This is a genomic window from Desulfovibrio sp. (genome assembly GCF_009712225.1).
In the GTDB taxonomy this organism is placed as follows: Bacteria; Desulfobacterota; Desulfovibrionia; order Desulfovibrionales; family Desulfovibrionaceae; genus Desulfovibrio.
This window is the reverse complement of sequence record NZ_WASP01000017.1, coordinates 103,783-126,884: the sequence shown is the minus strand read 5'-3', so window position 1 is coordinate 126,884 and position 23,102 is coordinate 103,783. Positions and strand designations below refer to the sequence as shown.

The following is a 23,102-nucleotide window of genomic DNA, read 5'->3' as shown; positions in this document are numbered from 1 at the left end:
ATGATAATGAAGATTACAAGCATTGATATCATTGATGTGGCCAACGACTTCAGCTCAGCCACCAGCAAGTGGCGGCCTGTAGTTGTAAAAGTGAATACGGATGAAGGCATCAGCGGATTCGGCGAAGTGGGCCTTGCCTATGGCGTGGGCGCTTCTGGCGGGTTTGGCACGGCAAAAGATCTGGCCCAGATACTCATTGGCATGGACCCCATGTGCAACGAGGCCATTTGGGAAAAAATGTTGCGCAAAACTTTTTGGGGGCAGGGCGGTGGCGGCATTTTTTCCGCAGCCATGAGCGGCCTTGACCTTGCCATGTGGGACATCAAGGGCAAGGTGCTCGGTGTGCCCCTGTACCAGCTGCTTGGTGGCAAAACTCGCAGCAAGATACGCACCTATGCCAGCCAGCTGCAGTTTGGCTGGGGGGCCGGGCAGGACAAGGCCATGCTGGTTGATCCGCAGGCCTATGCCGAAACCGCGCTCATTGCACAGGCAGAAGGGTACGATGCCCTCAAGGTGGACGTTCTCGCCATGGACGGTCAGGGCAACTGGAACCAGCAGGACCTTTCGGGCGTGCTGCCAGACAAGGTGCTGCGCCGGGGCTATGACCGTCTTGCAGCAATGCGCAAGGCTGTTGGTCCGGACATGGATATTATTGTTGAAATGCACTCCTTCACGTCAACCACGGCAGCAATACAGTTTGGTCGCATGATCGCCGAGCTTGGCGTGTTGTATTACGAAGAACCTGTCATGCCTCTCAACCCAAAGCAGATGAAAAAGGTTGCGGACAACGTGCCTATTCCCATCGCAGCCGGTGAACGCATTTACTGGCGTTGGGGGTATCGCCCCTTCCTTGAAGCAGGTTCTCTGAGCGTCATCCAGCCCGATATCTGCACCTGCGGCGGTATCACTGAAGTAAAGAAAATTTGCGACATGGCGCATATTTACGACGTAACCGTGCAGATTCACGTGTGCGGCGGCCCCATATCCACCGCTGCGGCCCTGCACATGGAAGCGGCCATCCCCAACTTCATGATTCACGAGCTGCACCGCTACGCCCTGCTTGAGCCCAATACCAGAACCTGCGTGCATAACTACATGCCTGAAAAAGGCATGTACACCGTGCCCGACCTGCCCGGTCTGGGCCAGGAGCTGACGCCTGAAACCATTGCGGCCTCCACGGTTGTATCCGTCAAATAACACTTGCCCTCACCATACCAGCCAAACAGAAAAGCCGTTCGGGTTTATACCCGGACGGCTTTTCTAGCGAATAAGGCCCAGCGGCAAAGCCTAGGACTGCCCGTACACGCGTGTGCGGTTGCGGCCTGCGGCCTTTGCCTCGTACAGGGCGGCATCGGTCTGGCGCACCAGCACATTGCTTTCAACATCCTGATCGGCCAGCGGCGTCATGCTGCTCACGCCAAGGCTCACAGTCACAAATGTGCTTACCGGCGATGCGGGGTGGGGCAGCTGTTCGCGTGCAACTTCGGCATGCACGCGCGTGGCAACGGCCTGAGCTGTGGCAGCATCCGCGCCGGGCAGCAGCAGGGCAAATTCTTCGCCGCCGTATCGGGCGCATACGTCGGTGGAGCGCGCGGCCCTGCTCATGGCAGCTGCCACGCGGCGCAGGCATTCGTCGCCCGCCTGATGCCCAAGGTTGTCGTTGTAGCGCTTGAAGGTGTCCACATCCAGCATGATGAGCGCGAGTGGCATTTGCCCCTGTTGGGCCTGAAGCCACAGCGAGCGCAGTTTTTCGTCAAAGGCGCGGCGGTTGCCCACGCCGGTGAGGCCGTCCACCAGTGACATTTTCTGAAAATGGTCGTGCTCTGAAGCCAGTTTTTGTGAACGGACAGTTGCGAGCGAAAGATACGTGCCAAGATTCTCTAGCGATGCCGCAATATTGCCAAGTTCGACAATAAAGCTGCGTTTGGGTGGCTGGCTGGCGGCCCCTGTGCCCAGCTGGTTGAGAAAGGCCATGATGCCTTGCAGGGGCCGGGCAAGATGCAGGCGCAACAGGCCAAACAGGGCGGCAAGGCCAGTGCCAAGCAGCAAAAAGCCCATGAGCAGGCGGTTTTCAAATTCGTGCGCAAGGGTTGCCGTGCGCCGCAGTTGCAGCAAGATGTCTTCTGTGGCGGCCTGCGGGGCAGAGAGTTCGGCAATGGATGCGGCAAGCGCCGTAAGGGCGGCGTCGGTTGTCTGTCGCGGAGTGCTTGTGTTTTGGCGGGCGGCGTTCAGTGCCGATTCTGTTTCGCGCAGGCGCTCGAACAGGCTATGGTCGGCCTTGCTGCGGGCTTCGGTGAGCGCCATGAAGGCCCCGTATGTCCTGGTTCCTGAAACGCTCATTTCGCGTGTCATGCTCATAAAATAGAAAAAGCTGGCCGTAAAAAGCAGGGCCATGACAGTGAGGCCCAGTGCAAGGTATGCGCGTATGCCCATGCCGGTGACGCGCTCTGTGGTTTTAGCCATTTATAAGCCCATCCATAAGAATCGGTAAGTCTGGTAAACGCCCACAGCCATGCCAAAGGCCAGCAGGGTATTGAAGGCAATGCTGAATGCAACCCATTTCCAGCTGCCCGATTCCTGCCGAATGACAATCAGAGTCACAAAGCAGGGTGCATAAAGCATGACAAAAACCAGCAGGGCCAGCGCCGTACCCTGATTCCACGAGGGGTCGCTTCGCAACAGCTCCGCCAGAGATGCCGGGTCTTCCGGATCCTGCGCGCCAAGCGCGTAGGCGGTGCCGAGGGTGGAGATAATGGCTTCCTTGGCTGCAATGCCGCCGATTAGGGCCACGTCTGTACGCCAGCTAAAACCCGCATACGAGGTGACACCCTCAAGCCATGTGCCAAGGCTGCCCGCAAGGGTGTGGCGCAGGCGCTCCGCGTCCAGTTTCTCCTGCGTTTTTGCCAGCGTGGTTTCGTAGGTACTGCGCATCTGTTCAGAGAGTTCGTCGCGCTCAAGGCGCGCACTCAGGCGGGCAATTTCGTTTTCAAAGGGCAGGGCTGTTTGGGGGTCAAGGGCGGGAAAGGTCATGGCCGCCCAGATAAGCATGGCCAGAGGCACGAGCACGGTTCCCGCCTTTTTCAGATACATCCATGTGCGTTCCCAGCAGTGGATGCAGATGCCGCGCAGGGTGGGCATGCGGTAGGGGGGCATTTCCATGACCAGCGGGGTGGCCTCGCCACGCAACACGGTTTTTCGCAGCAGCAGGGCCACGCAAAAAGCCAGCACCCACGAGAGCATGATGATGGCAAACATCATGTTGGCGGCATTGTGCGGAAAAAATGTGCCCACCAGCAGCAGGTACACGGGCAGTTTTGCGCCGCAGGCCATGTAGGGCAGGGTGAGCATGGTGGCAAGTTTTTCCTTGGGGCTGCGCATGGTGCGCGTGGCCATTACGCCAGGTATGGCGCAGCCGCCTGCAATGCCGCCAGAGATGATGTAGGGCATCACCGAGGCCCCGTGCAGGCCAAAAAACTGGAACACCCTGTCGGCGATGTAGGCCATGCGGGCCATGTAGCCGCTGTCTTCCACAATGGCGATAAGCGCAAACATGATAAGCACCAGCGGCACAAAACTGAGCACACCGCCCACGCCCGCGATCACGCCATCCACCAGCAGCGAGGCAAAGAGGCCCTCTGGCAGCGAGGCGCGCACAAAACCGGCCAGAGCGCCAAACGCGCCCTCAAGCCAGCCCTGCGGATACGAACCCAGCACAATGGTGATCTGAAACATGGCATAGAGCACGCCCAGCATGATCAGCGCGCCCCACAGGGCGTGGGCCAGCACGCGGTCGAGTTTGTCTGAAAGGCTGAGGCGGTGTCGGTCGCCGGTTTTGACTATGCAGGCAGCGGCCACCCGCCGCACAAATTCGCTGTGCCCGTCGGCAATGATGCCCTCGGCATCGCGACCAATACTCTGCAGTTCTTCCTGCACAAAGCTGCACACCTGCGCCATGTCGGCGGCAAGGTCGGTATCCGCCTTTTGCAGGGCCGCAATGGCTTCGGCATCGTCCTGCAGCAGGTTGAGAGCCAGCCAGCGCGGCGCGCAGTGCCCGTAAGGAGAAGCCGCCATGCCGGGGCTGGCTGCTATGCGCCGTTCCATGGTTTCCAGTATGGGATCAAGCAGGGGGCCGTAGCTGATGCGCAGCGCCTGCCCCCGTGCAGCCTGCGTGGATGATGTTTCTGCCGTAATTCCCTCATGCTGCTGGGCGTCCAGTGCGGCCTGCCGCGCAGCAGAGAGGGCCTCGCGCAGGCCGTTGCCCGCAGTGCCCACTGTGGGCACTGCGTTTGCGCCCATAAATTCCGAGAGCCGCAAAAAATCAATGCTTATGCCTGCCGCACGGGCCTCGTCCATCATGTTGCAGGCAATAACCACTGGCAGCCCCATTTCGCGCAGCTGGGCCGTAAGCAGCAGGCCACGCTCCAGAATGCCCGCGTCCACCACGTTGATGACCGCCTGCACCGAGCCGCCCAGCAGTACGTTGCGGGCCACCACTTCTTCCTGTGAATAGGCCGAGAGCGAATACGCTCCGGGCAGGTCGACCAGAATGATCTCCTGCCCTTCATGGCGGATAAAGCCCTCTTTTTTTTCAACAGTCACGCCGCTGTAGTTGCCCACATGCTGGTGCGCGCCTGTGAGTGAATTGAAGACCGTGGTTTTGCCGCAGTTGGGATTGCCAGCAATGGCCAGACGCAGGGAATAGGCCAGACCTCCAATGAGCGTGCGGGCGTGCCCGCCACGCATCTCTGCCGCTGCGGATAAGGATTCCGGCATGCTTTGCGCTCCTGTCTGTGCCGCGCCGGTGCATGCCGGTGGGCTGGAATATGAATGGAATTGAAATTTATTTTCAGAAAGGTCGAAAGTCAAGCAGGAATGAGCTTTTGCCAGTACACAGTATGGGTAAAAGAAAACCGGCAGCCCTGAGGCTGCCGGATACAGAATAATATGGCTATGTTGTGGGTCTAGCCCTGATCGGCCAGAGCAGAACGGATACGGCATACGCCGCAGCGGTCGCCGGAAGAGGTGGGATAGCCGCACTCTGTGCAGGGGGCCAGCTCCACGCCCACCTCGGCTTCGCGGCGGGCAAAAACGGGCCGGCCTCGTACAAGAAAGCCCTGGTAGAAATCGAGCTTGCGGCCAGGCATGGCGAATTCGAGATTCTGCATCAGCCCCTTGAGCGTGGTGAAGCTGGCACCGGGGCTGTATGGGCAGGGGGCGTAGTGGTTTTCTATGCCCATCAGAAAGGCATAGTTGGCGGTTTCAAATTCAGAGAGCCGCCACAGGGGTTTGACCTTGCGCGAAAAGCCGTGCTCGCTTTCAAGGCGCGGGCCCTGATCGGAAAGATACGAGGTGTCCCAGCGCAGGGTATTGCTGAAAAGGCGGGCCACTTCGTCGTCAAGATTGTGACCGGTGGCAAGGGCGTCAAATCCCTCATCCAGGGCAACCTTGTTGAAAAAGTGGCGCTTGATCTTGCCGCAGGCAGAACAGATGGGGCGGTTCAGGCGCTCCTTGACCAGCGGAATGGGCAGGCCCTCGGCGACCATTTCCTTGATCATGAGCTTGAGGCCGTGCTTGGTGCAAAAGCGCTCAACCACGCCACGCGCGGCGGCGGAAGAAACCGGAATACCCAGATCGATATGCAGACCGGTAACGTTGTAACCCTGACGCGAAAGCTCAAGCATAAGGGCCAGCGAATCCTTGCCGCCAGAAAGGGCCACCAGAACACGCTCGTCTCGGGTGAACAGCTTTTGGCCTTCGATGCCGCGTTCAACCTGGCGGGCAAAAAAGTCCTTGTAACAGTCGGGGCAAAAGGCGGCGTTGTGGCTGCGAAGTGCCACTACGGCTTCTGCCTTGCAGATTTTACATTTCATACGGTTCCTGTATGTGTTTGCGGTATTACCCCTGGCTAGCAGCGGGCAGCTGTCTGCGCGGGGCACGCATGTGTTTGCCGGTTTATTGCTGGTCTGTGGCTGGTTTTGTGCCTTGTGGGTGGGCGCTTTTTTCAAGCCAGCCCAGTTCCCCGCACCATGCTTCGTGTCGGGCACAAACCGCGTCGGCAAAGGCATCAAGTCCCAGTCCCGGTCGCAGCGCGTCACCCTCCCGCACGGTGCTGCGGCGCAGGTCTTCGCTAGTCATGATGTTGATCATGGCCTCTGCCAGCGACTGTGGATTGTTTTCTTCAAACATGCAGGCAGCTGTCGGAGCGGCCAGAAGCCGCTGGTGGTGCAGGTCGCCCTGCCCGCAGATCACCGGCATATGGGCCGCCAACCCTGCGCCGAGGGTTTCGGGCAGTTCGTCCGGCGCTGAACCGGGCGCTATCCATGCATGGCAGCTTTGCAGCAGCTGGTGCAGCGGCTGCTCGTTGAGCAGGCACAGGCGTGACTGCACGCCCAGAGATTCCGCCTCTTCAAGCACTTCCTGAAAGCGTGGTCCGCCACCGGCTGCACGTACTTCCCACCGGGGCAGGTCGCGCCGCTGCCACATGGCAGCCATGGCTCTGGTGACAACGTGCACTCCCGAACGCGGCGTGAGTGCGTCGCCCATGCAGAAAATAAAGTGCTGGTCACTGTCGGGTGCGGCGGCCTCTGCGCTCCATTGAGGCGCAGGCGTGTACCCTTCAAGGTTCATGCCCGGCGCAATATGGGCCAGCACGTCTCCCGACAGGGGGAGCTGCCGATTTCTGGGACCGCGCCAGGGCGCATCATCCTGACCAAAGCCGCCTGCCTTGGCGATGCGCTCACGCACATGGCTTGAGCCACACAGAATCTTGTGGGCCGACAGCATGCCCTTGCCCGAGCTTACGTCGGCATGCGGGGCGCGCAGCAAAAAGGCGTGGCACAGCAGTGTGCTCTGGGGCGGGCGCATGACAAGCACACGGCGGCCTGCAGCCATGCTGCACTCGCCAAAGGTCTGCACCACAAGGTGTTTGTGTCGCCGTTGCCAGAGCCAGAGACGTGTAAAGTCAACAGGGCCGCCAGCGGTAAGCGTGGGCAGGTTGAGGGCGGCAGCGCGGCGGTGCAGGCGCGAATTTTTTGAGCACAGAAGCATGGGGGCCAGCCTGCCGCCGTCGCGCATGGCAGAGGCCAGGGCAAGTGCGTGGTCTTCTTCCAGCCGGGCCGTGCGCATGGGCGCGCCCGCTTCTGTCCACTGGGCCTGTTCTGTGGGTGAGGGCGGACCTTCTGTGGTTTGTTGCAGCGCAATAAGCAGAACGCGCATCAGATATGAGCGCCTTTTTTCAGCATGTAGTCCAAAAGCACATCCTTGAGCCACAGAGCCACGGGACCGGGTTTGCCAGCCTGCGCACCCTGTCCAACGGGCTTGCCGTCAAAATGGGTAATGCCCACGCAAAGGGTGGAGCTGGTGAAGAGCAGCATTTCGCGCGCCGTGGCAATGGCCGCCTTGGGAATGGGCATCTGCACCACGGGCATGCGCTCGGCGGCAATTTCCATGGCTGCCAGCAGGGTGGTGCCGGGCAGAATGCGCCTGATTTCGGGGCATAGCAGGCGGCCCTGGCCGTCCACAAGGCCCACATTGGCCACGGCGGCCTCGCCCATGATGTTGTTTTCGTCAAAGGTTACGGCCACATCCATGCTCTTTTGGCGGGCTTCCATGGCCATGAAGACATTGGGCAGGTAGTTGGTGTTCTTGATGCGGGCCAGATATTCCTGCTTGGGCGGGATGGAGCTGGTAAAGGCCGTAAACCCTTTGGCGTACAGGGCTTCGGTGGGCAGGGTTTTCTTGAGCGCCACAATGTACAGCCCGGCTTGCGGGCATTCGGCGGGCGAAATGCCAAAACCGCCTGGGCCACGGCTCAGAAAAACGCGCAGGTCGCCGTTGTCCACTCCAGCGGCAAGGGCAACGTCTATAATGCGCTGGCGCACGTCCTGCCAGTCGCAGGGCGGCGTGATGGAAAGGGCCGCCGCGCCGTCCACCAGGCGGGCAAGGTGGGCATCGAGCCCGAAAATTGTGCGCTGACGAAAACAGATGCTTTCAAACAGGCCGTCGCCACGGTGACAGATGTGGTCGTCGAGGGGCAGCAGCAAAAGGTGCGCATCGGTGCAGATGTGCCCCACGCGGTGGTCATAAAAGGCGAGAACCTGCTCCGACCCCGGACGGGGCGCGGCTAGCAGGGCCTTGAGATATGTTTCAGCGTCCACAGCTTTCACTGCAAAAGCCTCCAGATATAGAAGCGCAGGGGCGCGCAGGTTTTATGCAAACCCGCGCGCCCACATACAATTACTTCAGGAAGACGTTTTTGTCGGTCACGCGCAGCAGGCCGCGCTTGATCAGTTCTTCACCGATCTGCACGGCGTTGAGGGCAGCGCCCTTGCGCACGTTGTCGGCCACGATCCACATGTTCAGGCCGTTTTCGATGGTTTCGTCCTCGCGGATGCGGCCCACGTAGGTGTCGTCTTCGCCCACGCAATAAGAGGGCATGGGGTACATGAGCTCACGCGGGTTGTCGACCACACGCACACCGGGAGCCTGCGAAAGCATGACGCGGGCTTCCTTGGCGGTGATTTTCTTTTCGGTTTCGATGTTGACCGATTCGGCGTGGCAGTAAAACACCGGCACGCGCACACAGGTGGCCGTAACCTTGACCGAAGGATCTTCAAGCATTTTGACGGTTTCGTGAACCATCTTCATTTCTTCCTTGGTGTAGTCATTTTCAAGGAAGATATCGATATGCGGCAACGCGTTAAAGGCGATGCGGTAGGGATAGGTATTACATTCGGGGTCGCGGCCATTGAACAGGTCGCGCACCTGACGTTCCAGCTCTTCAATACCTTTTTGGCCGGTACCGGAAACCGCCTGATAGGTCGAAACCACAACGCGCTTGATCTTGGCGGCGTCGTGCAGCGGCTTCAGCACCACCAGCATCTGGATGGTGGAGCAGTTGGGGTTGGCAATGATGCCTTTGTGCCCTTCAAGGGCGTGGGCGTTTACCTCGGGCACAACCAGGGGGCAGCGGTCGTCCATGCGCCATGCGGCAGAGTTGTCCACCACCACGCAACCTGCGTGGGCCGCATGCGGGGCGAATTTTTGCGAAGTGCTGCCGCCGGCGGAAAAAATGGCCAAATCAATGCCCTCAAAGACATCTTCTTTAAGCTCTTGCACGGTAAGCTCTTTGTCACCAAAAGGCACTTTGGTGCCCGCAGAACGGGCAGACGCAAAAGCGCGTATTTCGGTGGCGGGAAAGTCCCTTTCGTGCAGGGTCTTGAGCATTTCACGGCCTACGGCGCCTGTGGCGCCTACAACGGCTACAGTCAGCTTCTTGCTCATGGTATTTCGCTCTCCTTGGCGATGGGCGGCGGCTTATGCCTCCAAAAAGGTGAGCGCGTACTATATCTGGCAAAAGCGCAAATGTGAAGGGCGCGAAGCCCGGCAAGGGCGCTGATTGGGGCTTTTTTGCCGAAATTGCGTGAGCTTTGCGCGCAACTGTAAAAAAACGGCCAGCCCGCCGCAGGTGCGGTGAGCTGGCCAGGTTACGCAAAGGTGTTGCGGCTGCCTAGAATTCGAGGTTGCCGGGCGTACGCGGGAAGGGGATGACGTCTCGGATATTGGTGATGCCGGTCAGCATCATGAGCAGGCGCTCAAACCCAAGGCCAAAGCCCGCGTGGGGGGCAGTGCCAAAGCGGCGCAGGTCCATGTACCACCAGTAATCTTCGGGGTTCTGGCCCAGCTCCTGAATGCGGGCGGTCAGGCGGTCCATGCGCTCCTCGCGTTGCGAGCCGCCAATGAGTTCGCCGATACGCGGAACAAGCATGTCCATGGCGGCAACGGTTTTGCCGTCTTCGTTCTGGCGCATGTAGAACGCCTTGATTTCCTTGGGGTAGTCGTACACGGCCACGGGCTTTTTAAAGTGCTCTTCGGCCAGGTAGCGCTCGTGCTCGGTTTGCAGGTCTGTGCCAAAAGAAACGGGGAAGGCAAATTCCTTGCCGCACTTTTGCAGTATTTCAACGGCCTCGGTGTAGGAAACCCGGGCAAAGGGTTCGGCCACCATGGCCTTGAGGCGGTCAACAAGGCCCTTGTCCACAAAGCTGTCAAAAAGCTTGAGGTCGGCTTCGCAGTGGCAAAGGGAGTGCTCGATCACGTGGCGGGTGAGGCTTTCGCCCAGTTCCATGAGGTCCTGCAGGTCGGCAAAGGCCATTTCCGGTTCGATCATCCAGAATTCAGCGGCGTGGCGCGGCGTGTTGGAATTTTCGGCGCGGAAGGTGGGGCCAAAGGTGTACACGCGACCAAGGCCCATGGCCAGGGCTTCGGCCTCAAGCTGGCCAGAAACCGTCAGGTTGCACTGGCGGCCAAAAAAGTCGGCGGCCACGTCCTTGTTGCCGGGCTCGAGGCTGGTTACGCGGAACATTTCGCCAGCGCCCTCGCAGTCTGCCCCGGTGAGCACCGGCGTGTGTACCCACGAAAAGCGGCGGCCCTGAAAGAACTGGTGCACGGCCTGCCCGGCTTCGGAACGGATGCGGAAGGCTGCGCCGTATTTGTTGGTGCGCGACCGCAGGTGGGCGATGGTGCGCAAAAATTCATCGGAATGACGCTTTTTCTGCAGGGGGAAGGTTTCAGGATCGGCAAGGCCGAATACCGTAACGCTCTGCGCACGGATTTCCCACTGCTGGCCCTTGCCGGGAGAGGCCACAAGCTCGCCGGTAACGCTGACTGCAGCGCCGGTGGCGGCGTCGGCAAGTTGCTGGTGGGCAGTTGTGTCCGCGTCCACGATGCACTGCATGTTGCCGAGGCACGAGCCGTCGTTGATCTCCACAAAGGAAAATTCCTTGGCGTCGCGGCGGGTGCGTATCCAGCCGCAAATGGTAATGGAGGGTTGCGTCGCGGCTGCGGCAAGAGCTTCGATTATAAGGGTTCTTTGCATGGCGTGTTCCTTGTAAAGCGACAATTTGCGGAGAGTGTAGCCCTTACTGCGGCACTTCTCAAGATGCCGCGGCGCGGTAATGCTCTTGCTAGAATACCCGCACAAGCCACGCGCCCGCAAACAGCAGGCCTATGCCCACCAGCCGCATGGGCGAAACGGGGTGCTCGGGAAAGCCCACAAGGGCAAAATGGTCAAGCAGCACAGAGGCCACCAGTTGGCCTGAAAGCATGACCGCTGTCATGGTTGCTGCGCCCAAACGCGGGGCGAGAAAAATGGTGCAGCTCACAAAGATCGCGCCCAGCACGCCGCCGGTCCACATCCACCAGGGCACAGCCGAAAGCTGCGAAAGCGGGGGCCAGGTGTGGCGCGAGGCAAGGCTGTACAGCCACAGGGCCAGCGTGCCCACGGCAAATGAAACAAGGGCGGCCTGCATTGGCTCGCCCAGAAAACGGCGCAGCAGTGTATTGATGCCCGCCTGCACGGGCAGGCAGCAGCCGGCCCCAAAGGCCAGCAGTAACAAAAGGTGTTTCATGGCAAATCCTTTGAGCTGTTTAAGGCCCGGATTGGTCGCAGGCAAAGGGGGCCGGAATTTTTCTGCCAGCGGCGGGGCGACGAGTATACATGCCTTTGCCTCTTTGTGAACGTGCAAATACCCACTTCACCTTTTTCTAAAGATTATATAGAATGAATCAGGGTCAAGAAAAAGCAGTTTCCCGCTGGCGTGGTTCTGGCGACAGTCAGAACAGCAACAGGCGGACATATTCTGGAATTGAGGGAAGGGCATGAAAAAATTTATTAGCGTGTTTACACTGATATGCGTTTTGGCGCTTACGGGCGCAACCTTTGCCGCAACCACGCAGGCCGCCACTCCGCAGGCCGCAAAGCCGGTGCAGGACAAGCCCGAAAAGACCGTTGACCGTGTGACCACGGTCAGTGTTTCGCTGGAAGGCACAGACAGCATTGGCGCGCGCCTTGGCACACGGCTGAAGGAGCGTTTTAACCAGAGCAGCCTGTTTACCCTCAACGACGACGAAGAAAAAGACATTCCCAAGCTTTATGTGATGGTCAGCACACAGCCTGAATTTGCCGGGCGCCCCGCTGTGGGCTCGGTGTATTCGGTGTGCTGGGTGTTCAAGCAGGGCCGTGGCTATCTTGGTTACCTGCTGGCCCGCGATTTTGGCACGGTGAACGTGGAAGACGTGGATGGCCTGGTGGACAAGCTGGTGGAACGTACCGACGGCATTGCCGCCAAATACAGCAGCCTGTGGAAGTAGCCAGCACCCTGCAGGGTATGGCGTAATACAGGACAGAGCGGGCGGCGGACGAATTTTTCTGGCCGGTTTGCCGGGCGGCAATAGCCCAGGCATGAAGGGCCGGTGTTGCAGACTTCCTTCAACCCCGCGCGCCGAATTTTGAGGCGCAAATAAAAGGGCTTCCCACGTGGCGGGAAGCCCTTTTTGCATGCAGAATTACTTGAAATGTCCTATCCGACCGTCGTCGTTTGCCAACAGGGTTGTGCGTTGCCCAGGGTTTGAAGATCCGTTGGGCAACCACCGCTGGTCACGTGTCTGCTGCTGTGCATGACAGCCGCGACCCAGTGATGCGCCACAGGATAAAAACGGCTGCTAGCGCGATGATTCCTCGTTGGCGAGATTGGAGCCGTCATCGTCCATTTCGCTCATCCAGGGGTCGGGAACTTCGTCATAAAACCGGTAGCAGTTTTTGCCCGCCTGTTTGGCATGGTACTGCGCATTGTCTGCCCGGTGCAGTGCCAAGTCGTATGAGGCTTCCGTGCCGTCAAACAGGTAGATGCCAATGCTGGTAGTAATTTCCACGCGCTGGCCGTCCTGCTCCACAAAGGTGTGCAGACCGGCGAGCAGGGCTTCGGCCCTCTCTTCCAGTGCCTCGCGCGTTATGTCGCGCACAAACACGCAGAATTCGTCGCCGCCAAAACGGCCGACGGCATCGGCATTACGGAATACACGCTTGAGCACATCGCTGGCCGTCAGCAGGGCCGCATCGCCTTTGACATGCCCGAAGGTATCGTTGATGAGCTTGAAGTTATCAAGGTCGAGGAACAGCAGGGCATCCGTCTTTTCGCCTTGCGGCCTGACGGGCATGGCGGCGCATATCTTTTCGCGAAAGGCCGTCTTGTTAAGCAGGTCGGTGAGGTTATCGCGCTGGGTGCGGCGCTCAAGTTCTGCGCGTCTGCGCACTTCTTCGTCAATGTCCACGATCTTGCCTACAAGCCGCAGAGGGGTATCTGGCTTGCTGATGCGCGTGGCCTGCACGCGGCACCAGATATATCGTCCCTCGGCCGTGGGAATGCGCATGACGGCAAATGCCGTGGGTTTGCCGCTACGTATGCGTCGCCGGAGTTCATTGAGAGCGGGCAGGTCTTCCGGGTGCACGATCTGTCGGTTGTTTGGGCGGCCCTTTTCGTTGAAAAGGGGTGTAGCCTCCCGGCCGAATTTGAGCAGAAAATTGGGAGAACAGCGGAACTGGCGTTTTTCCGTGTCCACGTCAAAAAAGATGTCCTGCGACTGCTCAAGCAGAATGCGATAGCGTTCCTTTTCCTGCTCCAGTTCTTCCTGCATGCGCTTCTGCTCGGTGATGTCCACCACAACGCAGTCGATGGAAGCGCTGACTGCCGTGTTCTCAGAAAACGTGCCGCGCAGCAGCAGGGGCAGCCATATGCCGGTTTTGTGCCTCAGGCGAAGCTCCAGGGTGGTTGTTCTGGGGCCTTCGTGGGGTTCGGCAATCGTGTCCAAAAGTTTTTTGGTGTCTTCGGCGTGCAGCAGTTCGATAAAGTTGCTTGTCTGGGGCTTGTCGGCATCATATCCCAGCAGCTGCCAGAATCCGTTGTTGGCATCCAGAATGCGCAAGGGAGGCTGGGACGAAATGCTGATGACGCCGCCGTTGATATTGTCGGCAATGTGGGCAAGGCGTTGGTCGCTGGCAATCTGATTATATATGCTCTTGCGGCGCAGATACAGGGCGTAGGCCACCAGGGCCGAGACAAAAATCAACAGTTCGGCTATGACGATGAGCAGCGAGCGGTGTTCATAAACAATATCGGCCAGCGTGGGGGGCGTGGTTGCCGCCGCAATGTTGCTCGAAATGATTTGTGTTCTGTTTTTTTCGTCAATGGTCAGCAGCAGGTTGTTGAGAATCCCCTGCAGCACTTCCGGCATATCTGGCCGCATGGCCAGGCGGGCTTCTTCAATATCCGTATAGCCTGTAACCGGGTTGAATTCGCTGAAGCGCGGTGAATTGGTGAGATTGTTGACCACCATGGAGCTGCCAAGTATGGCATCTACCTCACGTCGGCTTGCAACGGTCAGGCACGCTTCTTCATTAGGCAACAGGCGAATGGTGGCATAGGGAAACATATTGGAGGCATAGGTGGAGCCCTTGTGTAACGTGGCTGGAACAGCCAGCACAAATGTTGACAGCTGGGTCAGAGTGGCATCTGGTTTGGAAAATATGTTTAGATTGGCGCGGGCCAGCGGTGCGGTAAGGCGATAATTTTTGCAAGCGTGCAGGGCACTGGCAGGAAAGGATCCGAGCGCCATATCCAGATCGTTTTTTGTAAAGGAATCCACAAAATTGGGTGAAGGCGAGCGGTAGGGCGTAAAAGAAAATTCCAGCCCGCTGCGTGTGGCCGCATCGCGAAGCATGTCGGGCAAAATACCTCTGACTGTGCCTGTGGCGGGATCTTTCCACGAATAGGGTTTGCGGTCAGGGTCGTAGCCCACGCGCAGGGCAGGCAGCTGCGCGATATAAGCAAGCTCCGAGCGTGTCAGCGGCGTGTGGTACATACGCGGCAGGTACTGACGCCCCAGCCTGTATTCCAGATCGGGCTGCTCCATCTTGAGCTGCACCATGGCCAGCTCAAGTTCTTGCATGAGCTGTGTATTTTTTGGCGAAGTAATGTAATAAAAAGGTGTAAGCTTACATTTTGCCAGAATTTTCTCGCTGTTTTGCAGTGCCAGGACGCTGTCCAGAGTGGCGTCTACCTCTCCTTTGCGCATAGCCTCGCGCACGTTTTCCCTGCTAGAGTATTCCACCATTGTGGGCATGGCAGCGCCGCGCTGCTTCATGAATGTGGCAAAATCACTGATCCATATGGGGTTGGGAACAACACCCACGCGCAGCTTTGCGAGGGCCTCGAGGTCATCGTAAATGACTGGCGAATCGTTGGGGGCCAGAATGGCCGTGTACGAGGTGCCAGCCGGATAGGCGCAGTAAAGATAGCGTTGGGCGCGTTCGGCAGAGTGCAGGGCTGGCGCGGCAAGGTCAATTTTGCCAGTATCAAGTGCATGCTGGCAGGCGGTCCAGTTTTCAAGAACAACGTATTTGATGTTCCAGCCGGTATAGCGGGCAAGTTGTTCCAGATGGTCTGGAAGGTAGCCTGAGGGTTTTTCGTTTTCTATGCGCGTGAACTGCGCAAGAGGATTCAGGCCAACGCGCACGGTGCGCGGCGTGGCAGCGTAGGCTGGCTGCATGCCCAGGTTGAGCAGGCACAGCAAAACAGAGCAGAACAGGGCTGCATTGATGAAAAAGTGCCTGTTGCCCATATGCGCAAAACCTTGTGACGCGCAAAACGCCGTTTATGTTAACCCGACATCCGTCGCAGGGCGAACAGCCGTGCCGCCAGGGCTTCCAGAACCCTGGCTGGTGTCACCCCGTAGTTGAGGGCTTCCTGGGCTTCGGCAAACCACTGGCAAGCCGCCGCACGGCCTTTGCCTTGCAGCAGTACAAGCGCCGCATCGAGCGGGCGCGACGGATTGTGGCTGTTTGACAGAATTCTGCTCATTGCTTTTTGGCAACAGAGAAGCAAGCGGGTTGCACCGCTTGCGTCAATGGCTCCCTTGCCCGCTACCTTGTCAAAAAAACCTTGCCCGTGAACGAGAAATTGCGCAAGTGCGTCTTCCCAGGGCTGCATGTCCGGGTCGTCGGCGTGGCAGTCGGGCCAGGGCAGGGTCAGGCAGAATGAGCGGGAAACAAGGGTGGGCAAGAGCTGCTCGCGTTGCGGGGCAAGCAGCACAAAAACCGTGGTATTCGAGGGTTCTTCAAGCGCCTTGAGAAGGGCGTTGGAGGCTTCGTCGCGGGTGAGGCTGAGCCCCATAAGCAGTACAACCCTGCGTCCCTGTCCGTGCGGAGCATCGCGCAGCCGAACCTTGAGTTCGCGCACGCGCTCCATGTTGAAAGCACGGACAGGGCCAGGGTTTTCTTCGTCTTCCCGGTTGCTTATGCGACCATCGTAGGCGGCCAGGTCAAGGTGTTCACCTGCGGCTATCTGCTGGCACGAGGGGCACGCAAGGCAGGGAGTGCCTGTTGCGCCAGCCGTGGGGCAGTTGATGCGCGCGGCCCAGTAACGAGCCGTATCCATGCGCTGGGCCTCGCTGCCGCCCTCAAGCAGCAGCACCTGCGGCGGGACCGCACCCAGATTGTCGAGCACGGCCTTGAGCCGGTCGAAGTCTGCATGGGCTATGGCGGGCAGCAGGGTGTCCATGACCTGCGGGGGTTCTCCCTATCGCACTATGGTCTGGCGGCGGTCTGCGCCCACCGAAACCAGCGAAACCTTCACGCCTGTCAGCTCTTCGATACGCGCAATGTAGGCGCGCACGGTGGCGGGCAGAGCTTCGTAGGTCGCGCACTGGGTAATGTCTTCTTCGAAGCCCGACATTTCTTCGTAAATGGGCGTTACGTCACCAAGCGAGCATTCTTCCTGCGGCAGGTAGCTGAGACGCTTGCCCTTGTATTCGTAGGCAACGCATATCTTCAGCACCGGCAGGTTCTGCAGCACATCAAGCTTGGTCAGGGCGATGTCGGTAAGCCCGTTGAGGCGCACGCTCTCGCGCAGCACCACAGCGTCAAGCCAGCCGCAGCGGCGGGGGCGACCCGTGGTGGCGCCAAATTCGTGCCCCTGGGTGCGCAGGTAGCTGCCCGTGTCATCCAGCAGTTCTGTGGGGAAGGGGCCGGAACCAACGCGGGTGGTATAGGCCTTAACGATGCCCACAATGCGGTGCAGGGCCGAGGGAGCGATGCCGCAACCAGCGGCGGCGTTGCCAGCCACAGTGTTGGACGAGGTAACAAAGGGATACGTGCCGTGGTCGATATCCAGGTGGATGCCCTGGGCACCTTCAAAAAGGATATCGCCGTTTTCGGCCTGAACTTCCTGAAGGCGCTCTTCCACCTCGGTGAGGTAGGGCAGCAGGCGCGGGGCAAGGGCCAGCAGGTCTTCGCACACGGCGGCTTCATCCAGCGTGTCGAACTTGTACAGGTCGCGCAGCAGAACATTTTTTTCCTGCAGGGCGTGGGCAACCTTGGCGCGTACCAGATCGGGGTCGGCCAGATCGCCTGCGCGCAGCCCCACTCGGGCGGCCTTGTCTTCGTAGCAGGGGCCGATGCCACGGCCGGTGGTGCCTATCTTGTGGCCTGCGCGCTTGGCTTCGCGGGCCTGATCAAGGCTTTTGTGGTACGGCATGATGAGGTGGGTTTTTTTGCTGATGCCAAGGCGGGCGGGCGAAACGTCGATGCCCCTGGCGGCAAGATGATCCACTTCTTCAAGAAACACGTGCGGGTCGAGCACAACACCGTTGCCGATGAGGCAGATCTTGTTTTCGTGCAGAATGCCAGAGGGAATAAGGTGAAGAATGGTTTCTTCGCCCTGCACCTTGATGGTGTGTCCAGCGTTGTTGCCGCCCTGAAAGCGAACAATAACGCGGCTCTGGGCGCTCAGCATGTCTACAATCTTGCCCTTGCCCTCGTCGCCCCACTGAGCTCCGATGATGACCGTATTCGCCATGGTGTTACCTGCCTGCAATACCGCCGCACGACGGCGGGTGATGTGGGCTGCGTCTATGCGCCGGACGCGACAGAACGACCGAAGGGATGTTTAACCCTACGGCCCCACTGCTACGAAAGCGGGACGCAAAGCCTTTGATAGTACGTATCCCGTATGCAAATTCAAGTCAAATGGCCGTTCCGGGCCATCTGGCGTGCTGAAATGTCAGTTTTCTGGTTTGGGGTTGACCGGTTCCTGTTCGTCCAGCCTGGAAGGCCTGAACTCCAACACCCTGCATTTGCTGGCCACAGGGGCTTCTTCCGGCGTTTCAAGCTCAAATTCCGGCATGGGATTGACCGCGCCCTCAGGTCCCTTGCCCAGCGGCTGCGCCTGTCTGGACCAGTGATAGTTAAAAAGCTGGTTTTTCCAGCGCTTGGCCTGAATAAGCGAAAAAATGAGCGTGGCTTCTTCCCACCGTTTGGTGGGCTCAAAGCGACTGGCCGTAGTGGCATACTTGCTCCACAACGACATAAGCGAGGCTTCGTCAATGGCGTCCAGTTGCTGGGCCAGCCTGACAAGCAGCTTTTCCATATTACCTCCCATGTAACAAGGCACTGTAGTGTGCGCATGAAATTTCGTCAACGCGCAAGGGCCGGGCACGTTTGCCGCCATGCGGCGTCAGGCTTTCGTCTGTCGCGGGTCGAGTACCATAAGGGTAGACTCCCCTTGCCCGCCGTGCGCCTTCCTTGCCTGCCAGCAAACGTGCTCCGGCCCCTTTGCTTTTGTGTGCGGGCAGGTTTGCCGTCAGGCAGCGTCAGGCTTTGGCTGGCGCGGGTCGAGTGCCAAAAGAGTTCCTCCCCTTTGTCAGCCGTGCGTCTTTCTTGTCTGGCCGCAAACGTGCTCCGGCCATTGGCACGATACCTGTCTTGTTTTCGCCTGTGTTTCAGACGGAAGCGTTCATTGCGTGGCACTGCCAAAGCCGCTCCCACCGCAGGTGGCAGCTAAACGGGGCTGGTTGTTTGGCTGGTTTTGTGCTAAAGTATTGCCTCACTCGACCGGCGAACATCTGGAGGCAAGCATGTCGGATCTCAAGTCCATGTACAGCACCGTCCACAAGGACGCTTTCCCTGACACCATGACCATCATTCTGGGCGATGAAAAACTCGTGTACCAAAAGCGCACCTGGACGCTGGACAACGAGGAAAAAGGCCTGCGCTACGGTGAAAACCCCGATCAGCCTGCAGCCCTCTACGCTCTTAAGGAAGGCTCCATCACCTGCGGCGGTCTGACCTGGCGTGGCCCCGGCAACGGCATTGTTTCGGCCCTCACCGAGGTCCAGATGATTCAGGCTGGCAAGCATCCCGGCAAGACCAACCTCACCGACGTGGACAACGGGGCCAATATTCTGCAGTACCTCACCGAGCGCCCTGCGGCGGTGATTCTGAAGCACAACAACCCCAGCGGCGCGGCCTGGAGCAACGACGGCGTTGCCGCAGCTCTCGAAAAGGCCTTTTGGTGCGACCGCATCGCCGCCTTTGGCGGGGCCGTGGTGGTCAACCGCCCCTTCACCCGCGAAGCCGCAGAGATTGTTGCCGCCAACTACTTTGAAGTGGTGGCCGCCCCTGCCTTTGAAGAAGGCGTGGTGGAAATTCTCAAGGGGCGCAAAAACCTGCGCATCATGGAACTGCCTGGGCTTGGCCGTCTTGAAGAGCTGACCAGTTCTGCCTTCCTTGACATCAAGAGCCTGGCCGACGGCGGCATCATTGTGCAAAAATCGTTTGTGAACCGCATTCTCGAAGATGGCGATTTTCTACCCGCCACCGCCACCACCAAGGACGGTCTCTCTGTGTCTGCCCGTGCTCCCAGCAAGCAGGAACTGGACGACCTGCGTTTTGCCTGGGCCGTGGAAGCCGGTGTGACCTCAAACTCGGTAATTTTTGTGCGCGACGGCGCCACCCTTGCCATCGGCACGGGCGAGCAGGACCGGGTTGGCTGCGTGGAGCTGGCCATTCACAAGGCCCACACCAAGTATGCCGACACGCTGGCCTTCCGCGAACTGGGCCTGTCGCTTTACGAGCTTAAGGAAAAGGCCGCAAACGATGCGGGTATGGCCGCCAAGCTGGCCGATATCGAAAGCCGTACCGAAGCTTCGCACGGCGGCCTGGCTGGTTCCGCCCTGGTGTCTGACGGTTTCTTCCCCTTCCGTGACGGCGTTGACGTGGCCGTTGCCCAGGGCGTTGCGGCCATTGCCCAGCCCGGCGGCTCCATGCGCGATGCGGAAGTGATCGTGGCCTGCAACGAGGCCAAGCCCCAGGTTGCCATGGTGTTTACGGGGCAGCGTTCCTTCAAGCACTAACAGTGGCTATTTGCCCCTGAATTTTTCAGGCACGCGGCCCGGCTTGGTCTACGCAGGTTTATCTGCGTTTCCGCGCCGGGCCGCGCGGTTTTGTTTCCACAGTTTTTTGCGCAACGTTAACAGGGCCGCCGCATGCTGCAATCCTTTCTGCCTTCCACAATATGTGACGCTTCAAGCCACGCCCAGAGCGTGCGCATGCCCCGGTTCTGCGTATCGGCTCTTTCGGGCGGCGGCGGTAAAACCCTGCTTTCTCTTGGGCTTACTCATGCACTGGCTGCGCAGGGGCATACGGTCAAGGCTTTCAAAAAAGGGCCGGATTATATTGACGCCGCCTGGCTCTCCATGGCCTCTGGCAGACCGGCCACAAATCTTGATCCCTACATGCTGCGGCCAGAACAGCTCAAGGCTCTTTTTGTACACGCCATGTACAAGACGCAGGCGCAAACAGGCAGCCTGGAAGTGCTGGGGGTGATTGAGGGTAACCGGGGGCTCTTTGACGGTATGGATGTGGCCGGTTCGTGTTCGACCGCAGAGCTTGCCCGCATGCTTGCATGCCCGATCATTCTCAGCATCAACTGCACCAAGATGACCCGCACAACGGCGGCCTTGGTGCACGGCATGACAACCTTTGAACCGGGTTTGAAGTTTGCGGGGGTTGTGCTCAATCAGGTGGGTACCACCCGGCAGGAAGATCTGCTGCGCAAGGTTGTTGAAGAATACACTGACGTGCGCGTTCTGGGCGTGCTGCCGCGTCTGAAAGAAAATCCCCTGCCTGAACGTCATATGGGGATTGCATCGTGCGGAGACGCGCTTTCTTCACAGGCCCGCGCGGTACTTGAAACGCTGGGCAGTTTTGTGGGGCAGCACGTCAACCTTGATGACGTAATGGCCGCCGCACGCGCGGCTGATGCAGCGGCTGACGTCCCAGAGGCGAGCTCTGCGGCAGAAGCGGCAGAACAGTTCTGGTCTGTTACCGTGCCCGCACAAGCAGGCTGCGCGCCAGCGCCTGATTCTGCCGAGCCGCGTCCGCGCATCGCCTATGTGCGCGACAGCGCCCTGTGGTTTTATTACGAAGAAAATCTTGAAGCCCTGGAGCGTGCCGGGGCTGATCTTGTGCGGCTGGAGATTGTTGGCCCCAACGCAGGCCAGTGGCCAGTGCTGCGGGGCAGTGCACTGCAGGCGGCGGTCGGCGAGATCGACGGCCTGTATCTTGGCGGCGGTTTTCCCGAAGACTGCGCAGAAACCCTCAGCGCTTCACCGCATCTGCGCGAGCTTGCAGCCTGGTCAGATGCCGGTTTGCCCATCTATGCGGAATGCGGCGGTTTTATGCTGCTTTCGCAGGGTATTGAACGTGATGGCAGATTGTGGCCCATGAGCGGTATATTCCCCGTAGTGGCGCAGTTTTGCCCAAAACCGCAGGGGTTGGGCTACGTGCGGGGAACCGTAACCGCCGACAATCCGTTTTATCCGCAGGGCATGGAAATTCTGGGCCACGAATTTCATTATTCGCGCTGCCGCTGGGAAGGCTCCGCGCCCGCGCATGGCATGATTCTGCGCAAGGGGCAGGGCATGGGGCAGGGCGTGGATGTGGCTGGCACAGGCTCTGATGCCGCGAAAAAAGTTCAAAATATTGATGGCTTGTTGCAAAAAAATGTATGGGCCTCGTATACGCATATTTTTGCTCCGGCCATTTCCTGCTGGGCCTCTAACTTTGTTGCGGCGGCCCGGCACTTCGCCATGGGCGCAGCGAGCCGGAGGAATCTGTGATGCACGATAGCAACTGCATTTCGGTGATCATTCCTGTCTGGAATCTCTGGGATATGACAGAAGCCTGCCTGCGTTCGCTGGCGGCGCATTCAGCGGGCGAAAACATGCAGGTTGTGGTGGTGGATAACCATTCTACCGATGCAACAGCCGCTGAGCTTGCCCCCTTGGGCGAATCACTCTTTGGCACGTCGTTCAAGGCTGTGCGCATGGACGAAAACGTGGGTTTTGCCAGAGGCTGCAATGCCGGTGCGCGTGCGGCCGATGGCGAGCTGCTGTTTTTTTTGAATAACGATACCACGCTTACCCCGCACTGGCTGCCACCCCTGCGTGAAGCCATGACCGACCCCAGGGTTGGCGCTGTGGGGCCGCTGCTTCTCTACCCGGACGGCACTGTGCAGCACTGCGGCATATATGTGACCCCCTTCAATACCGTGGGGCATCTGTATGAGAACCTGCCTGGCACATTTGCCGCAGCGCGCAAAAATCATCCTCTGCAAGCCATCACCGGTGCGGCCATCTTGCTGCGCAAAACAGATTTTGAGGATTGTGGGGCCTTTCATGAAGCCTACCACAACGGCTTCGAAGACATTGACCTCTGCTTTACCCTGCGTGCTCGGGGGCAGAAGCTGCGTGTGGAAGGGCGCAGCGTGGTCTACCACCACGCAAGCCGCACACCGGGGCGCTTTGCGCACGATGTGGAGAACAGCGTTGTGCTCATGCAGCGCATCGGCACTGCCATGCGGCCAGATGAGCACATGCTGGCGAGTCTTGACGGTTACCGGTTGTGCATCGGGCCTTCGCTGGTGACGTGGATGGAACTGCCTGAAGAACGCCAGCAGCGCTTTAGTGAGGAGTTTGGAGGTGCGGCCTTTGACCGTGCAGCATGCCAGGCCATGCTTCACAGAGAGCCCCTTTGGCTAGACGGCTGGCTGTTGCTGGCCGCACGTCAGGAGGCCGGTGGAGAACTGGCGGCAGCCATTGATACGCTGAACCGTTGCCTGCGCATTATGCCATCCCCAAAGGTTTATGGGCAGTTGTTGCAACTCGCCAGAAACGCGAACCTTGGGGAAGAAATGCTCGTCCATCTTGAAGCAGAGCGCGTGGGGCGGGATCTGGCGGTGGCAAAAATCCGCGTGCAACAGGCGCGCAGGGCTGCATATGCGCGCGGCGACGCCGCTCTGGCCCAGCTGCTTGGCGACTGGCTCCTTCAGTACGCGGCCTGAGAAAGGCCTGAAAGGGGCCGGGCCGCATGTTGTTCCACAAAAAAAAGTCGCGGCAGAGAGAATCTGCCGCGACTTTTACGTTTGTGTTTT

Annotated in this window: 17 protein-coding genes; 5 read left to right on the top strand and 12 right to left on the bottom strand. The window is 59.2% G+C overall.

Annotated elements, in window-relative coordinates:
• Positions 1 to 6: 6 nt before the first annotated feature.
• The gene (locus F8N36_RS15230) at positions 7 to 1,197 is read left to right on the top strand and encodes a mandelate racemase/muconate lactonizing enzyme family protein (RefSeq protein ID WP_291333791.1); all 1,191 of its coding nucleotides are present in this window, start codon (positions 7 to 9) and stop codon (positions 1,195 to 1,197) included.
• Between the two features lie 90 nt (positions 1,198 to 1,287).
• Here the strand turns inward: F8N36_RS15230 and F8N36_RS15225 are convergent, their stop codons facing one another.
• The 8 genes from F8N36_RS15225 to F8N36_RS15190 form a co-directional block, all read right to left on the bottom strand.
• Complete coding sequence (locus tag F8N36_RS15225) at positions 1,288 to 2,463, bottom strand: diguanylate cyclase (protein WP_291333789.1); 1,176 nt, start codon at positions 2,461 to 2,463, stop codon at positions 1,288 to 1,290.
• Positions 2,464 to 4,773: a ferrous iron transport protein B gene (gene feoB / locus F8N36_RS15220; protein WP_291333787.1), complete on the bottom strand. Its 2,310-nt coding sequence runs from the start codon at positions 4,771 to 4,773 to the stop codon at positions 2,464 to 2,466.
• A gap of 188 nt (positions 4,774 to 4,961) precedes the next feature.
• Entirely contained in the window at positions 4,962 to 5,870 is a 909-nt protein-coding gene (locus F8N36_RS15215; protein WP_291333785.1) for an ATP-binding protein, read from the bottom strand.
• A gap of 82 nt (positions 5,871 to 5,952) precedes the next feature.
• A complete protein-coding gene (locus tag F8N36_RS15210) occupies positions 5,953 to 7,215 on the bottom strand; it encodes a glycosyltransferase (protein WP_291333783.1) in 1,263 nt (420 codons plus the stop codon).
• Positions 7,215 to 8,156: an aminotransferase class IV gene (locus F8N36_RS15205; RefSeq protein WP_291333781.1), complete on the bottom strand. Its 942-nt coding sequence runs from the start codon at positions 8,154 to 8,156 to the stop codon at positions 7,215 to 7,217. Before F8N36_RS15205 ends, F8N36_RS15210 begins: the two co-directional genes overlap by 1 nt.
• 79 nt (positions 8,157 to 8,235) lie before the next feature.
• On the bottom strand, positions 8,236 to 9,282 hold the full coding sequence (locus F8N36_RS15200) for an aspartate-semialdehyde dehydrogenase (protein ID WP_291333780.1): 1,047 nt from the start codon (positions 9,280 to 9,282) through the stop codon (positions 8,236 to 8,238).
• A gap of 226 nt (positions 9,283 to 9,508) precedes the next feature.
• Positions 9,509 to 10,873, bottom strand: a complete 1,365-nt coding sequence (gene asnS, locus F8N36_RS15195; protein ID WP_291333779.1) for an asparagine--tRNA ligase — start codon at positions 10,871 to 10,873, stop codon at positions 9,509 to 9,511.
• Between the two features lie 88 nt (positions 10,874 to 10,961).
• Complete coding sequence (locus tag F8N36_RS15190) at positions 10,962 to 11,405, bottom strand: DMT family transporter (protein ID WP_291333778.1); 444 nt, start codon at positions 11,403 to 11,405, stop codon at positions 10,962 to 10,964.
• A gap of 250 nt (positions 11,406 to 11,655) precedes the next feature.
• Here F8N36_RS15190 and F8N36_RS15185 point away from each other — a divergent pair, with 250 nt between their 5' ends.
• On the top strand, positions 11,656 to 12,147 hold the full coding sequence (locus tag F8N36_RS15185; protein ID WP_291333777.1) for a hypothetical protein: 492 nt from the start codon (positions 11,656 to 11,658) through the stop codon (positions 12,145 to 12,147).
• A gap of 351 nt (positions 12,148 to 12,498) precedes the next feature.
• Here the strand turns inward: F8N36_RS15185 and F8N36_RS15180 are convergent, their stop codons facing one another.
• From F8N36_RS15180 to F8N36_RS15165, 4 genes are all read right to left on the bottom strand, one after another.
• The gene (locus F8N36_RS15180; RefSeq protein ID WP_291333776.1) at positions 12,499 to 15,453 is read right to left on the bottom strand and encodes a diguanylate cyclase; all 2,955 of its coding nucleotides are present in this window, start codon (positions 15,451 to 15,453) and stop codon (positions 12,499 to 12,501) included.
• A gap of 38 nt (positions 15,454 to 15,491) precedes the next feature.
• Positions 15,492 to 16,391, bottom strand: a complete 900-nt coding sequence (locus F8N36_RS15175) for a DNA polymerase III subunit delta' (RefSeq protein ID WP_291333775.1) — start codon at positions 16,389 to 16,391, stop codon at positions 15,492 to 15,494.
• Between the two features lie 18 nt (positions 16,392 to 16,409).
• Entirely contained in the window at positions 16,410 to 17,687 is a 1,278-nt protein-coding gene (locus tag F8N36_RS15170) for an adenylosuccinate synthase (RefSeq protein ID WP_291333774.1), read from the bottom strand.
• 204 nt (positions 17,688 to 17,891) lie between these two features.
• Positions 17,892 to 18,257: a hypothetical protein gene (locus F8N36_RS15165; RefSeq protein ID WP_291333773.1), complete on the bottom strand. Its 366-nt coding sequence runs from the start codon at positions 18,255 to 18,257 to the stop codon at positions 17,892 to 17,894.
• 487 nt (positions 18,258 to 18,744) lie between these two features.
• Between F8N36_RS15165 and F8N36_RS15160 the strand changes: the two genes are divergently transcribed.
• The 3 genes from F8N36_RS15160 to F8N36_RS15150 all read left to right on the top strand — a co-directional run bounded on the left by F8N36_RS15160 (position 18,745) and on the right by F8N36_RS15150 (position 23,012).
• Positions 18,745 to 20,022, top strand: a complete 1,278-nt coding sequence (locus F8N36_RS15160; protein WP_291333772.1) for an IMP cyclohydrolase — start codon at positions 18,745 to 18,747, stop codon at positions 20,020 to 20,022.
• Between the two features lie 132 nt (positions 20,023 to 20,154).
• Positions 20,155 to 21,789 (top strand): cobyrinate a,c-diamide synthase, encoded by a 1,635-nt coding sequence (locus tag F8N36_RS15155; protein ID WP_291333771.1) that lies wholly within the window; start codon positions 20,155 to 20,157, stop codon positions 21,787 to 21,789.
• Positions 21,789 to 23,012 (top strand): glycosyltransferase family 2 protein, encoded by a 1,224-nt coding sequence (locus F8N36_RS15150; RefSeq protein WP_291333770.1) that lies wholly within the window; start codon positions 21,789 to 21,791, stop codon positions 23,010 to 23,012. Before F8N36_RS15155 ends, F8N36_RS15150 begins: the two co-directional genes overlap by 1 nt.
• Positions 23,013 to 23,102: the final 90 nt, after the last annotated feature.